Below are 13554 nucleotides of genomic sequence, written 5' to 3'. Positions count from 1 at the left end.
GGCACCACATGACCGAACGGTTCCAGGTCGACCTCTCCGGCATGGTCGACCTCCTCTCCAGACACCTCTACTCGGGGCCGCAGGTCTACCTGCGTGAGCTGATCCAGAACGGCGTCGACGCGGTGACCGCGCGGCGCACGCTGGAGGTTGGCGCGCCCGAGCAGATCCGCATCACCTCCGGCGTTGACGCTGCCGGGCGGGAGACCCTCGAGGTCGTCGACACCGGCGTTGGGCTGACCGCTGCGCAGGCCACCGAGCTGCTCGCGACGATCGGCCGCTCGTCGAAGCGCGACGCAGACTTCGGCCTCGGCCGGGCCGAGTTCATCGGCCAGTTCGGCATCGGCATGCTCGCGGCGTTCATGGTGGCGGATCGCATCGAGGTCGTCTCGCGCTCCGTCGAGCCTGGCGCCCCAGCGATCCGGTGGGAGGGGCGAGCGGAGGGAACCTTCGACGTCACCGAGGTGCCTGCGGGTGGCGAGCCGGTGCCCGTCGGCACTCGCGTGCGGCTCACCGCGCGCGCCGACGCCGGGCACTGGCTCGGCCACGACACCGTGCTCGCGCTCGCCCGCGAGTACGGTTCGCTGCTCCCCTTCGACATCGCGGTCCGAGCGACCATCGACGGCTCCGAGCGCGCGTGGGTGCGCGTCACCGAGCCCGAGCTCCCCTGGCGGGTCGAGTACGCGCGCACCCGCGATCGAGCGCAGGCGCTCGCCGCGTACTGCGAGCGCACGTTCGGCTTCACCCCGCTCGGCGCGATCGATCTCGAGCTCGAACTCGCCGGGGTGAGCGGCGTCGCCTTCATCCTGCCGCAGGCGGTCTCCCCCGGCGCCGGGCAGCACCGGGTGTACACGAAGCGCATGCTCCTCGGCCCGCGCGTCGACCGTGTGCTCCCCGAGTGGGCGTTCTTCGTGCGCGCCGTGCTCGACACCGACACGCTTTCCCCCACCGCATCGCGCGAGCAGCTGCACGACGACGAGGTGCTCCTCGGCGTTCGCGAGGCGATCGGCGGGCAGCTGAAGCAGTGGGCGCTCGCCGAGCTCGGGAGCGGGTCCCCGCTCGCGCGCGCCGTCATCGGCACCCATCACCTCGCGCTTCGCGGGCTCGCGCTCACCGATCCCGAGATGCTCGACCTCATCACCCAGATCCTGCCGTTCGAGACCACCGACGGCCAGCGCACGCTTGCCGAGCTCCGTGCCGAGGGGGCCGAGGGGGCCGAGAGCGCCGAGATCGTGTACACCACCACCACCGAGGCATACCGCCGCGTCGCCGCAGTCGCGCGCGCCCAGGGCCTCGTCGTGCTGAACGCCGGCTACGTGTACGACGCCGACCTGCTCGCACGGCTTGGACGCCGATCCGACTGGCGGGTGCGCGAGCTCGAGAGCTCGGACCTCGTCCACACGCTCGGCGTCCCGTCGCTGGAGCGCGAGTGGCAGGTCGCCGACGCCGTGGCGCACGCGCGCGAGCTCCTCACCGCCGACGACTGCGACGTGATCGTGCGCAGCTTCGCCCCGGCCGACGTGCCGGCCATCCTGCTCCGCGATGCGGAGGGCGAGCACCGCCGCGACCGCGACCGCGAGCGCGCGGCGACGCCGGAGCTCTGGGGCGGCCTGCTCGACGCCTTCGCGGAGCAGGGTCCGGCGCGCAGTCGCACGCTCGTACTGAACGACGACTCGGCGGTGTCGCGCCGCCTCCTCGCGGCCCCGCACGGCGACGTGTTCGAGGCGGGCCTCCGCTCGCTCTACCTCTCCGCCGTGATGCTCGCCGGCGAGGGGCTGCGCGGCGCCGAGTCCGCCGCGCTCGCCGGGGCGCTCGGCGTGCTCCTCGATTCCGCACTGGGCCAGACCGCGACCGCACAGGAGGACACACCGTGACGCAGGAAACCGCACGCGAACTCGACCGCATTCGGCGCATGCCGTACGGCACCGCGCGCACCGCGGCAGCCGAGGCGCTCACCCGGCGCGTCGAAGCGGAGGGCCCCAAAGCGTACCTCGCCGAGGCGCTGCTCGACCTCGTCGAGGCGTACTCCTTCGCCGACGACGGGGCGAAGTCGTTCGTGGTGTTCGCACGCGCGCTGCGGCTCTGGGACGAGAGCCCCGAGCTGTTCGACGCCGCAGACGAGCAGAACCTGTTCTGGGAGTTCAAGTGGGTGGCGTCCGACCTGCCCGAGTACCCGCAGATCACCGCAGCCCAGGCCGAGGCATTCCTCGCGGACATGGAGCGCCGCTTCACGCTCGCCGGCCACGGCCTCTCCTCCGTGCGCATGAGCTGGTTCCGGTGGGCGTGGCACGCCGGCCGCGCCGACGCCGAGGCGCAGCGGATCGCCTGGATCAGCGGGCTCCGCGACGAGTTCGAGGACTGCGCGGCCTGCACCATCGGTCAGCAGGTCGACTTCTTCGTCGACACCGACCGCATGGCCGAGGCCGTGACGCTCGGCCGCACCCAGCGCGACAGCTGCAACCTCGAACCCGCGCGCACGCGCTACGCGCTCGCGCTCGCGCTGCTCCTCGAGGGCGACCCAGTGGCGGCCGAGCGGGTGCACAAGCAGGCGCTTGCCGCCGACGACGGCGACACCACCGACTTCCCCGCGGCACGCGGCCAGGGCTTCGAGATGCTCGCCCGCGGCGGCCGCATCGAGCAGGCGTTGCGCATCCTCCGCAGCGACTACCCGGACGCGCTGCGGCGCGGGGCGAGCCCGGCGCTCCACCTCCGCTTCATCGTAGGCGTTCTCGCCGGACTCTCCGCGAACCTCGACCGCGGTGAGCTCGCGACCGGCTTCGCCGAGCCCGAGTGGCGCACCGTCGCCGAGCTGCACGCCTGGGTGCTGGCCGCCGCTGAGCGCCTCGCCGGCCCCCTCGACGCCCGCAACGGCACCGACATGTACGCGCGACGCATCGCGCGGGCGCTCGCGGCGCGTCGCGTCGCTGCGCCGCTGCCGGCCGCGGTGGCGGAGCCTGCGGTGGTGTCGGAGCCGGTGACGGAGCCGCCAGTGTCCGCTCCCGGGCGGGCGGCCCCGGTCGCGGAAACCGATCAGCACGGCAGCGAGCGCGCCGATCGCGCCGACGGTGCGGCAGCGCTTGCCACCGCCGAGACGCTCGCGGCGCGCGGCCAGCACGGCGCTGCCGCGCGCGCCTACGCGGCGGCGGCTGAGCAGCTTGAGGGTGAGGGGTGGCTGGGCCGCGCGGGTGTCGCGTACGCTGAGGCCGCCCAGCACGCCAGCCTGGACCAGGACGAGGAAGCGGCGCACATGCTCTTCGCGGCGGCCGTGCCGCGACTCCGCGCTGGCGACGCTGACCCCGAGGTGCGGGTCGCGGTGCTCACGGCATGGGCCCCGGTCGCGGCGCGCATGGCGGACTCTGCCGCGCACCTCACCGCGACCGCCGAGGAGCTGGACATGTACACCGAGTTCGACGGCTCCGGTCTGAGCGAGGAGCTTGCCGAGCGCAGGCGCGCGGACTGGAGCACCCAACGCGCGGAGCTCCGCGATGTGCTCGCGCGTGCCATCGGCGCGGCGCTCCCCGAGCACCGGCCGACCGGCCTCACCCCGGAGCGCGCGCTCGCGGAGGCCACCCGCGCCGGTGAGGAGTTCGCGCAGCTCGGTCGCGTCGCTGACGCCGCGCACGCCTTCTGGCTGGCCGGCAAGCTCCACCGCGAGGCCGGCGACACGGGCGAGGCCGTGTGGGCGCTCGAGTCGGCGTTCGAGGGCTTCACGATCGCGCGCGTCCGCGACGCGCGTGCGGCCGTCGCGAGCGAGCTCATCGAGCTGCTCCGCGCGAGTGGCCAGGACGACCGCGCGGACCGCGTGATCGCGGACCTCTAGCCGGCCTCGCCCCCGGCCCCCTGCCCCCCCCTTAGTTTGAGTCCGATCCGCTATCGGTTCCCAAACCGGCGCAAACTGGCGGCAGTTTCCTGGCTGGAATCGGGCGGGGTGGTCGGAGGCCCCGCTGCGCCCTGATCCGGTCACAACTGCAACTTTGTTGGAGTTTGAGCCGGTTGAGACTTCCCTCAGCGGATCAGACTCAAACAAAATGGGGGCCTTGGGGCTGGGGTGCTTGGGGCTGGGGGGGGGCTTGGGGGGCGGTGGGCGGGCTCCGGAACGCGAGTGGGCTCTGGGACGCGAACGGAGCGCGGAAATGGTGAGAGATTGATCCCGTTAGGGCACGCTCCAACGGATCAAAGTGGCAGCAGTCTCGCGGTGTGAAGGCGGCGGAGCCGGGATGGCCGAGGCCGGGCCGGCCGCTAGCCGTACAGCGTGTCGCTGCGCTCGATCGCCGGGCCGAGCTCATCGACCACGAGCGAGTTCGCGTCCAACTGCCGCGTACGGTAGGCGGCACGGCCCACCATGTGGGCGGCGACCGGCGCGGTGAGCGACTGGAACACGAAGACGGGGACCAGCGCGAGCAGCGTTGGCACGGAGCGCTGGTCGAGCGCGATCGCCGCGATGATCAGGAGGAGCCCGAAAATCTGCGGCTTGGTCGCCGCGTGCAGCCGGCTCAGCACATCGGGGAAGCGCAGCAGGCCGATCCCCGCGGCGACCGACAGCACCGCCGCGAGGAAGACGCACACCACCGCGGCGAGATCCATCAGCTGCTCCCAGAACGTGAGATCAGACATGGCCGGCCCCCTCCCTCGGCTCGTCAGGCAGCGGCTGCTCCGAGCGCCGCTTCACGAAGCGCGCAACCACGATCGTGGCGAACGTCGCCGTCGCAGCGATCACCGTCATCAGCGCGATCGAATCCGTGTGCCCACGCACCACCATGTCCGTGCCGACCGCGAGCATGAGAGTGGTGAGCAGCACGTCGGACGCCACCATGCGGTCGAGGATCGTCGGACCGCGCACGATCCGCACGATCGCCGCGAGCGCCGTCGCGGTCAGGCCGATTCCCGCGCCGATCAGCAACACCGTCATCACCAGGCTCATCGCAGCGCTCCGATCTCCTGCTTCGACCCGAGCGTGAGGATCAGCAGGCGCTCGATGTGCCGCACGTCGCGACGCATCTTCGTGATCGCGCGCTGCGTTGGCGTGTTCAGGACGTGCAGGTACAGGGTGGACTCGAAACGGTCGACCTCGGCGACGAGCGAGCCGGGGATCAGCGAGATCGTGAGCCCCACCATGGTGAGGATGAAGTCGTTGCGCGTGGCGAGCTTCACCGCGATGATCGCGGTCGGCGGCGTTGGCCCCGGCCGCACGGCGAGGTAGGCGACCTGCCAGGACGCGTGCGCGAGGTTCCAGAAGAAGAATCCCAGGTAGCGCAGCGCGTACCAGGGGTTGAAGCGGCCGGCGAGCTCAACGGGTGGCAGGTAGAACACGCGCATCACGACGATCGCGACGACGATCCCGCTCACGACGGAGAGGAGTGACACCTCGTGCCAGAGCATCATCCAGAGCGTCACGAGGCCGACGAGCAGTGGCAGCTCGTGCAGGCGCACGCCGAGCGCGATCTTCTGCGCGGCGCGGGGAGTTGCGGTCTCAGTCATGCGTGGTCTCCCCTCCCGGCCTCGTGGTGCCCGAGCCGCCGCCCAGCTGGCCGGGCGTGTCCCCCAGCACCAGCTCGACCATGCGGCCGGGCTCTGCCATGTTCTCGCCCGCACGATCAGCGTACGCGTAGAGCGGCCCGGCGAACACGGTCAGCCCGACGCTCACCACCACCATCCCGGCGGTCGCGGCAATCATGAGGCGCGGGATCTCCTTCTGCTCCTGCTGCGGGGACGCGTCCGGCGCGTCGTGCAGCTGCTCGAAGAGCGCCTCCTCGCGCTCGCGGAGCATCATCGCCTCGGTGCTCGGCTTCCGGGTGCTGCGGGTCTCGGCCTCGGCGCGGCGGCGCGGACGCCAGAACGCGAACACCCAGGCACGCGCGAGTGCGTACAGGGTGAGGAGGGACACGAGCGCGCCGATCCCCATCAGCCAGTACGCGCCAGGCGTCGCCAGCTCGGCGGCGACGGTGAAGAGCCCGAGCTTGCCGATGAAGCCGGAGAACGGCGGAATGCCACCGAGGTTGAGCATCGGGATGAAGAACAGGACCGCGATCACCGGCGCGGTGCGCAGCATGCCGCCGAGGCTCGACAGCGAGGTCGAGCCGCCGTGGCGCTCCATCAGCCCCACCGCGAGGAACAGGGTGGTCTGCACAATAATGTGGTGCGCGATGTAGAAGATGGTCGCGCCGAAGCCCGCGGCGTTCGCCATGCCGATGCCGAAGATCATGTAGCCGATGTGGCTGATCAGCGTGAAGGAGAGCAGACGCTTGATGTCGAGTTGGGACACCGCACCGAGGATTCCGACGATGAGCGTGAGCCCCGCGACCACGAGCAGCACCGTGTCAACGCTCGACGTGGGGAACAGCAGGGTCTGGCTGCGGATGATCGCGTAGACGCCCACCTTCGTAAGGAGCCCCGCGAACACGGCGGTCACGGGCGCCGGCGCCGTTGGGTAGGAGTCGGGCAGCCAGAACGAGAGCGGGAACACCGCCGCCTTGATGCCGAACGCGATGAGCAGCATGAGGTTGAGCAGCAGCTGCACCTCGCTCGGCAGCTCGGCGATGCGCACCGTCAGCTGCGCCATGTTCACCGTGCCCGTCGCGCCGTAGATCAGCGCGATCGCGGCGAGGAAGAGCACCGAGGACACGAGGGACACGACCACGTAGGTGACGCCGGCCCGGATCCGCTGGGCGGTGCCGCCGAGCGTGATGAGCACGTAGCTGGCGACGAGCAGGATCTCGAAGCCGACGTAGAGGTTGAACAGATCGCCCGCAATGAAGGCGTTGAAGACGCCGGCGCCCAGCACGAGGTAGGTCGGGTAGTAGATCGACACCGGGGTGTCCTCGTCGCCGTCGGCGAGGCCCTGCCCGATCGAGAAGAGGAAGACGCCGAGCAGCACCACCGACGACACCGCGAGCATGAGCGCCGACACGCGATCGACCACGAGGGCGATCCCGAACGGCGCGGCCCAGCCGCCCACCTCCATCACGAGCGCGCCGTTGGCGTCAACGAGCCACATGAGCGTGCCGCTCAGCACCAGCACGGAGCTCAGGGCGACCAGCGTGATGCCCTGCTGCAGCCGCCGGTGACCGGGCACCGCGAGGGCGAGCGCGGCGCTCGCGAGCGGGATCAGGACGACAAGGGGAACGAGCGCGGTCATGGGCGGCCCTCCCCTGTGGTGGCCTCATCGCCCGGGCCGGCGCCCGGCTCGTCGAGCGGGCGCACGTCGACGGGGCGCACGTCGACGCCGGGGATCGGCACGGGGACCGCGACGGCCTGCCCGTCCTCGGTGAGGTCGTCGTCGTCCGTGTAGTCGGGGGTATCCGCCAGGTCCTCCTCGGTGACCTCGTCGGAGCTCAGCTCGTCGGCGTCGGCGAGTTCGAGATCACTGTCGTCGTCGCGAACGGTGTCGGTGCGGTCCTGCGCAAGGCGCCACGAGCGGTAGATGAGCGCGAGCAGGAACGCGCTCACGCCGAAGGTGATCACGATCGCCGTCAGGATGAACGCCTGCGGGAGCGGATCGCTCATCTCGTCTGCCGGGCCAGCCCCGACGAGCGGCGCGGTGCCGAAGGAGCCGGACATGAGGAAGATCAGGAGGTTCGTCGCGTTGCCGACCAGCAGGAAGCCGAGCAGCAGACGCGTCAGGGTGCGGTCGAGCATGAGGTACACCCCGCAGGCGTACAGCACCACCATGACCGCAACAAGTACCAGCGGCATCGTCATGAGCGGGTCACCTCCTCGTCAACGAACGCGTTCGCCTCCGCTTCCTCGTGTTCATCGATCTCGGCGCCCAGGCTGCGCAGCACGTCAAGGATCAGGCCGAAGACCACGAGGTACACGCCGATGTCGAAGAGCGTCGAGGTGACGAGCGGCAGCGTCCCGAACGGGCCGAGATCGACGTCGATCCAGGCCGAGGCGAGCGCGGACTGCCCGAAGAACATGGGGAGGATCGCCATCGACACGGCGAGCGCGAGACCGACGCCGAGGATGCGGCCGGCGTCGAGGGGCACGGTGGCCCCGAGCTCGTGCCGGCCACCCGCGAGGTAGCGCGCCACGAGGGCGAGCCCGGCGACGAGGCCGCCTGCGAAGCCGCCACCCGGGGTGTTGTGCCCGGTGAGCAGGAGGTACAGCGACAGGATGATCAGCGCGTGGAAGATGAGTCGGACGACCACCTCGAGCAGGATCGAGCGGCGCGCCGGGTTCAGCTGCCGACCGGCGAGCAGCCAGGACACCCGGCTTGCCGGGTGGCTCGGGTCGGCAACGTGCAGCAGGTGCTTCTGCGCCTGGCTCCGTGCGTCGCGGCGGCTGAGCTTGGGGCGCAGATCGGCGCGGGTGTTCAGGAACACGAGCGAGGCGACGCCGGTTGCGGCGGCGAGGATGACCGAGAGCTCGCCCATGGTGTCCCAGCCGCGGATGTCGACGAGCATCACGTTCACGGTGTTCGTACCGTGCCCGCCGGCGTACGCCATCTCGGGCAGCTGCAGCGAGATCGGCTCGGCGATCCGAGAGCCGAGCGCGATCACCGCGAACGCCCCGATCACGAGCCCGACCGAGACGCCGATGAGCGCCCGGCCCCAGCGCACGCGCTTCGTTGGCGGGGAGCCGATGCGCTGCGGCAGGCGACGGATGACGAGCACGAAGGCGATGAGGGTCACGGTTTCGACGAGCGCCTGGGTGAGCGCGAGATCCGGCGCGCCGTGCATCGCGAAGATCGCGGCCATGCCGTAGCCGGTCACGCCGACGAGCACCACGGATTGGAAGCGGGTGCGCGCGCGCAGGCTGAACAGTGCTGCGACGATCATGATGATCGCGATCGGCACCTGGACGGGCGAGGTGACGAGGGTCAGTTCGGCCGGCCACTCGGCGGTCGTGAGGATCGCGCCACCCAGCGTGAGCACGAGCACGATCAGGATCACGGCGAGGTAGAACGGCAGCGAGCCTCGCTGCGTGATCGAGGTGACGCGCACCGCGATGCTGTCCACCCGGTGCGTCACCAGCCAGTACGCGTGTGACGCGGAGAAGCGGTCCGGGAGCGCCGGCACGCGGAGCCCCGGGCGGGATACGAATCTCCCGAGCAGGAGGCCGAGCACGAGCACCACCGCGGAGGCCGCAAGCGCCGGCGTGAAGCCGTGCCACAGTGCCAGGTGCTCGGGGGCGTCGTCGCCCGTCACCGTGCCCTGGAACACGCCGTCGGCCGCGGGGGCGAAGACGCCGCCGAGCACGGTCAGCAACACAAAGACCGCGGGGACGAGGAGCGACACGAGATCGGGGCGATGCGCGAGCCCGCAGTCGGCGACGTCCGGCTTCCGCGCGAACGCGCCCCACAGGAACCGGGCCATGTACGCGACGGTGAGGATGCTGCCCACGACCGCGACGCCAAACGCGACGGCCGCGAGCGGCTGCTCATGCGCGAGCTCGAGCAGCTCGGTGAACGCCGCCTCCTTCGCGACGAAGCCGACGAACGGCGGCACGCCGGCCATCGACGCCGCAGCGACGATCGTGATCACGCTCAGCGCGGGCAGCTGCCGCCCGAGCCCGCTCAGCCGCCGCAGGTCTCGCGTTCCCGCCGCGTGATCGATCGCGCCAACCGCGAGGAAGAGCGGGGCTTTCGCGAGTGCGTGCGCAAAAAGCAGCACGAGACCGGCGAAGCTGGCGCGCGGGTCGCCAACACCAAACACCATGACGAGCAGGCCGAGCTGGCTCACGGTGCCGTGGGCAACGATCAGCTTGATGTCGAACTGCTTCAGCGCGCGGATCCCGCCGTTGAGCATCGTGATGGCGCCGAGGATGACGAGGGTCTCGCGGTACCCCGCGACCTCGGCGAAGCCGGGGTTCATGCGCGCGATGAGGTACACGCCGGCCTTCACCATCGCGGCGGCGTGGAGGTACGCGCTCACCGGGGTCGGCGCGGCCATTGCACCGGGCAGCCAGAAGTGGAACGGGAAGATCGCGGATTTCGACAGCGCGCCGGCGAGCACGAGGAACACCGCGGTGTGCGCGGCCGGGCCGGTGGGGGCTGCAGCGACGATGTCGGAGAGGAGCGAGCTCCCCGCGGCGTTCGCGAGGATCACGAAGCCGACCAGCATGGCCAGCCCACCGAGCGTCGTGACGATGAGCGCCTGCAGCGCCGCAGCGTTCGAGGTGCGGAGCCTCGTCACGTGGCCGATCAGCAGGAAGGAGAAGATGGTCGTCCCCTCCCAGAACACGAAGAGGAGGAAGACGTCGTCGGCGAGCACGAGCCCCAGCATTGAGGTCGCGAAGCCCATGAACACGGAGGCGAAGCGCGGGAGGCCGGCCTCGCCCTCGTCGAAGTAGCGCGCGCAGTAGACGAGCACGAGCGCCCCGGCGCCGGTGACGAGCAGCGCGAACAGCAGCGACAGCGTGTCAAGGCGGAACGTCAGCGTGAGGTCCAGCTGGGGCACCCACGGCACGGATTCGGTGACCACGCTCCCGCCGAGCACCGGCTGCGCGAGCACGAGGATCCCCGCGAACGCGGCGCCGAGCACCGCGGCAAGGCCGAAGAAGGCGTTGCGCCCGAAGCGCCGAACAAGTGGGTATGCAATGACGGCTACGAGAGCGAGGATGACAAGCACACTCGTCATCGCTCCCATTGGCGGCCCGCTTCCATCGTGTTCGGTCGTCGTGTGGTGTTCGGAAATATCCTATCGGAACCCGAACTGTGAGATCCCGACACCGGGCGGCGGGACCCAAAAATCAGCGGAGCGCGAAACCGGCCGGCGCCGGGGCCGCAGCCTGTTAGGGGGTGTCCGGGCTGCCGTCCGGGATCTCCTCGGGCCGGTACCTGGGCAGCCGCGACGCGGGAAGCGCGGCGACCGCGCTGACCCCCGCGAGGATCAGGAAGCCCAGCTTCAGCGTGCGCAGGCGCTGCTCCTCGTTGAGCGCAACCGCCGCGTCCACCTGCGCGGGCGAGGCCGTCGTCTCGGCGAGGAGCGCGCGGAGATCGTCGTTGCTCACGAAGTTCACGTTCCCCAGGTCGACCTGGGCGGTGAGCGACTCCGGGAGCTTGGGCTGATCCGACACGGCCTGGGTCACGCCGAAGCTCAGCGTGGTGACGAGGAGCGCGCCCATGACCGCCGTTCCCACCGCGGAGGCGAGGTTCTGGGTCGTGCCGCGGATCGAGCCGACGTCGCCGGCGAGTTCCTTCGGCGCGGCCGTCACGAGCACATTGAACACGAGCGTGACGAGTGCGCCCTGGCCGATCCCGAACGCGATGAGGCCGATGATCGTCGGGAAGGTCTCCCAGTTGTTGGTCACGACGAGCGCGAGCCAGAGCAGCGCGGCCGTGGTGAGCCCGAACGCGAAGAGCGCGATGGTGCGCGGCGGGAACCGCCGGTAGAAGCGCACGATCAGGGTCGCGGTGATGAACACGGTGAGGTTGAACGGCATCATCGCGAGCGAGGTGTCGAACGGGGTGCGCCCCTGTACGACCTGAATGTAGGTCGGGACCGTGAAGTTCACCGCGGCTTCCATCGCGACGATCACGAACATCGCGTACACCGCGGCGCGCTCCGTCGGGTGACGCAGCACATCGAGGTCGACGAGCGGCACGCGCCCCTGCGCCTTACGCTGCCTGGTCCGCACGAAGAAGAGCTGGCCGAGGATCACCCCGACCACCACGAACACGGGGGCGGGAGAGAAGCCGAGGAGCGAGAACGGGGCGGCGTCCTTCGCGAACAGGATCCCCCACCCGTTCAGGTTGTTGAAGCCGAGCGTGAGGAGCACGATCGCGGCGCCGATGAGGCCGGACGCGAGCAGATCGATCTTGACGGTCGGATCCCCGCGATCGGAGCGGAGCGTGAAGCTCAGAATGAACACCGCCGCGGCGATCGCGAGGGTGATCATGAAGATGGGGCGCCAGCCGATGAGCGTGCCCAGCGTGCCACCGATCAGGAACGCGCTCATGCCGGAGAACGCGCGGGCGGAGCCGAGCGAACCGACGGCGGTGGCCTGCTGCTCACCCCGATAGTTCTCGGCGATCAGTGCCACGAGCGCCGGCACGATGATCGCGGCCGCAGCGCCGGCGAGCACCTGACCGCCGATCGCCCAGCCCACGCTCGTCGAGAGGATCATCATGAGCGATGAGACGGCGAACACGATCACCACCACGCGGAAGATGGCGACCCAGCCGACCCGCTGCCCCAGCTTCGCGCCGGTCATGACGAGGGCGGCGACGGCGACGCCGTACATCACGATCGTCGAGCTCGCGACCGTCGGCGGCACCCCGAAGTCCTGCACCATGCCCCCGAGGGAGATCGGGAGCGCGGCGACGTTGAAGGACATGAGGACCTGGGCGAGGAAGAGCCCCACCATCGGCCCCCAGGATCGGCGCTCCGCGTCTGCTGCGGCGATGCCGCGGACGGTGTCGGGGGCGGTGGCACGGTGATTCGCAGTGGACATGGTCAACTTCCCTTCGGCGTCGACGCCGCCCCGGTGCGTCCGTGCACGGGGGCTGAGGCAAACAGGTTGAGGCCGAGCGCACGCGAGAGATACGCGCACGCGCGCTGGCCGCGAATACTCGTTCCGGCGCTGTCGAGCGGGGGCGAGAACGTGCCGAGCGCCCCCTTGCCTGGCGAGATGGCGACGATGCCGCCGGAGACGCCGGACTTCGCGGGGATCCCGATCTCGAACAGCCACTCCCCCGAACGCTCGTACATGCCGCAACCGGCAAGGACCGCGAGCGTGTCGCGTGCGGCCTCCGCCGAGACGACGCGCTCGCCGGTCACCGGGTTGACGCCGCCGTCGGCGAGCGTCGCGCCCATCACGGCGAGGTCGGCGGCGCTGACGGCGATCGCGCACTGCCGCGTGTAGACGTCGACCGCCGCGAGCGGATCCCGATCGAGCCTGCCGTAGCTCTGGAGCAGGGTGGCGATCGCGCGGTTGCGGTGGTTCGTCTCCGCCTCCGAGCCGTAGACCTCGGCGTCAATGTCGAGCTCGCGTCCCGCGAACCGCGACAGGCCGCCGCGCACGCTCTCCCAAAGCGCATCGGAGGAATCGCCCGGCAGCAGCGCCGTGGTGGCGATGGCGCCCGCGTTGACCATCGGATTCATGGGGCTGCCGTCGTTGAGTTCGATGGCCACCACCGAGTTGAAGGCGAGCCCGGTGTTGTTCACGCCGATGCGGTCGTGCACGAACTCGTGGCCCCGAGCATCGCAGGCGAGCGCGAAGATGAATGCCTTCGAGATCGACTGGATCGAGAAGCTGACCGCGGTGTCCCCCACGCTGTGGAGGGTGCCGTCGACACCGGCGAGCGTGATCCCGAACCAGGCGGGATCTGCCTCACTGAGGATCGGGATGTAGTCGGCGACGGCGCCGTCCGCATGGTCGCGATAGCGCTCGTGCGCCGCGACGACGAGCGCGTCGACGCGGGCGTCTCCCGGCAGCGAGCCGGTGAACGCTTCCTGGGCAATGTCTTGCACGTGTGCTTCGAACACGCGGGCCCCCATCCGTGAGGCTGGCGGTGCGCCAGGGAAGCGCGTCGTCAGGTGTGGTGTACTGAGCATCAGCATGTCCGGTTTTCCGGCAAGAATCTAGTGTGTGCCCGAGAATGACGAAAGGCCCCTG

The 13554-nt window shown here is 70.5% G+C and carries 10 protein-coding genes; 2 read left to right on the top strand and 8 right to left on the bottom strand.

Features of this window, described 5'->3' with window-relative positions:
* Window positions 1–8 precede the first annotated feature (8 nt).
* Both EGM46_RS01190 and EGM46_RS01185 read left to right on the top strand, forming a co-directional pair.
* Window positions 9–1871 carry an HSP90 family protein gene (locus EGM46_RS01190; protein WP_125098353.1) on the top strand — a complete coding sequence of 621 codons (1863 nt, stop codon included), beginning with the start codon at window positions 9–11 and terminating at the stop codon, window positions 1869–1871.
* The gene (locus EGM46_RS01185; protein ID WP_125098352.1) at window positions 1868–3817 is read left to right on the top strand and encodes a hypothetical protein; all 1950 of its coding nucleotides are present in this window, start codon (window positions 1868–1870) and stop codon (window positions 3815–3817) included. Before EGM46_RS01190 ends, EGM46_RS01185 begins: the two co-directional genes overlap by 4 nt.
* 419 nt (window positions 3818–4236) lie before the next feature.
* Here EGM46_RS01185 and mnhG read toward each other — a convergent pair whose 3' ends face one another.
* The 8 genes from mnhG to glsA form a co-directional block, all read right to left on the bottom strand.
* Window positions 4237–4611, bottom strand: coding sequence for a monovalent cation/H(+) antiporter subunit G (mnhG, locus tag EGM46_RS01180; RefSeq protein ID WP_125098351.1), 375 nt, complete (start codon window positions 4609–4611; stop codon window positions 4237–4239).
* Window positions 4604–4918, bottom strand: a complete 315-nt coding sequence (locus EGM46_RS01175) for a sodium:proton antiporter (protein ID WP_125098350.1) — start codon at window positions 4916–4918, stop codon at window positions 4604–4606. Before EGM46_RS01175 ends, mnhG begins: the two co-directional genes overlap by 8 nt.
* Window positions 4915–5475, bottom strand: coding sequence for a Na+/H+ antiporter subunit E (locus EGM46_RS01170; RefSeq protein ID WP_125098349.1), 561 nt, complete (start codon window positions 5473–5475; stop codon window positions 4915–4917). Before EGM46_RS01170 ends, EGM46_RS01175 begins: the two co-directional genes overlap by 4 nt.
* The gene (locus EGM46_RS01165) at window positions 5468–7132 is read right to left on the bottom strand and encodes a Na+/H+ antiporter subunit D (protein WP_125098348.1); all 1665 of its coding nucleotides are present in this window, start codon (window positions 7130–7132) and stop codon (window positions 5468–5470) included. The genes EGM46_RS01170 and EGM46_RS01165 overlap by 8 nt, the downstream gene beginning before the upstream one ends.
* Window positions 7129–7695 (bottom strand): Na(+)/H(+) antiporter subunit C, encoded by a 567-nt coding sequence (locus EGM46_RS01160; RefSeq protein WP_125098347.1) that lies wholly within the window; start codon window positions 7693–7695, stop codon window positions 7129–7131. The genes EGM46_RS01165 and EGM46_RS01160 overlap by 4 nt, the downstream gene beginning before the upstream one ends.
* A complete protein-coding gene (locus EGM46_RS01155; RefSeq protein WP_346773385.1) occupies window positions 7692–10574 on the bottom strand; it encodes a Na+/H+ antiporter subunit A in 2883 nt (960 codons plus the stop codon). Before EGM46_RS01155 ends, EGM46_RS01160 begins: the two co-directional genes overlap by 4 nt.
* A 154-nt stretch (window positions 10575–10728) precedes the next feature.
* Complete coding sequence (locus EGM46_RS01150; protein ID WP_241156111.1) at window positions 10729–12390, bottom strand: MFS transporter; 1662 nt, start codon at window positions 12388–12390, stop codon at window positions 10729–10731.
* 2 nt (window positions 12391–12392) lie between these two features.
* Window positions 12393–13424, bottom strand: coding sequence for a glutaminase A (gene glsA / locus EGM46_RS01145; protein ID WP_125098345.1), 1032 nt, complete (start codon window positions 13422–13424; stop codon window positions 12393–12395).
* Window positions 13425–13554 lie beyond the last annotated feature (130 nt).

The organism is Leucobacter chromiireducens (genome assembly GCF_003917135.1).
GTDB classification, from domain to species: Bacteria; Actinomycetota; Actinomycetes; order Actinomycetales; family Microbacteriaceae; genus Leucobacter; species Leucobacter chromiireducens_A.
Note: the sequence above shows the minus strand (reverse complement) of the source record. Positions and strands in the feature narration are given on the sequence as shown.

Bases quoted from the DNA above. Each gene is read 5' to 3' on its own strand.
- EGM46_RS01160 (WP_125098347.1), bottom strand. From the start codon at position 7,695: ATGACGATGCCGCTGGTACTTGTTGCGGTCATGGTGGTGCTGTACGCC.
- EGM46_RS01150 (WP_241156111.1), bottom strand. From the start codon at position 12,390: ATGTCCACTGCGAATCACCGTGCCACCGCCCCCGACACCGTCCGCGGC.
- EGM46_RS01155 (WP_346773385.1), bottom strand. From the start codon at position 10,574: ATGACGAGTGTGCTTGTCATCCTCGCTCTCGTAGCCGTCATTGCATAC.
- EGM46_RS01165 (WP_125098348.1), bottom strand. From the start codon at position 7,132: ATGACCGCGCTCGTTCCCCTTGTCGTCCTGATCCCGCTCGCGAGCGCC.
- EGM46_RS01175 (WP_125098350.1), bottom strand. From the start codon at position 4,918: ATGAGCCTGGTGATGACGGTGTTGCTGATCGGCGCGGGAATCGGCCTG.
- EGM46_RS01170 (WP_125098349.1), bottom strand. From the start codon at position 5,475: ATGACTGAGACCGCAACTCCCCGCGCCGCGCAGAAGATCGCGCTCGGC.
- mnhG (WP_125098351.1), bottom strand. From the start codon at position 4,611: ATGTCTGATCTCACGTTCTGGGAGCAGCTGATGGATCTCGCCGCGGTG.
- EGM46_RS01190 (WP_125098353.1), top strand. From the start codon at position 9: ATGACCGAACGGTTCCAGGTCGACCTCTCCGGCATGGTCGACCTCCTC.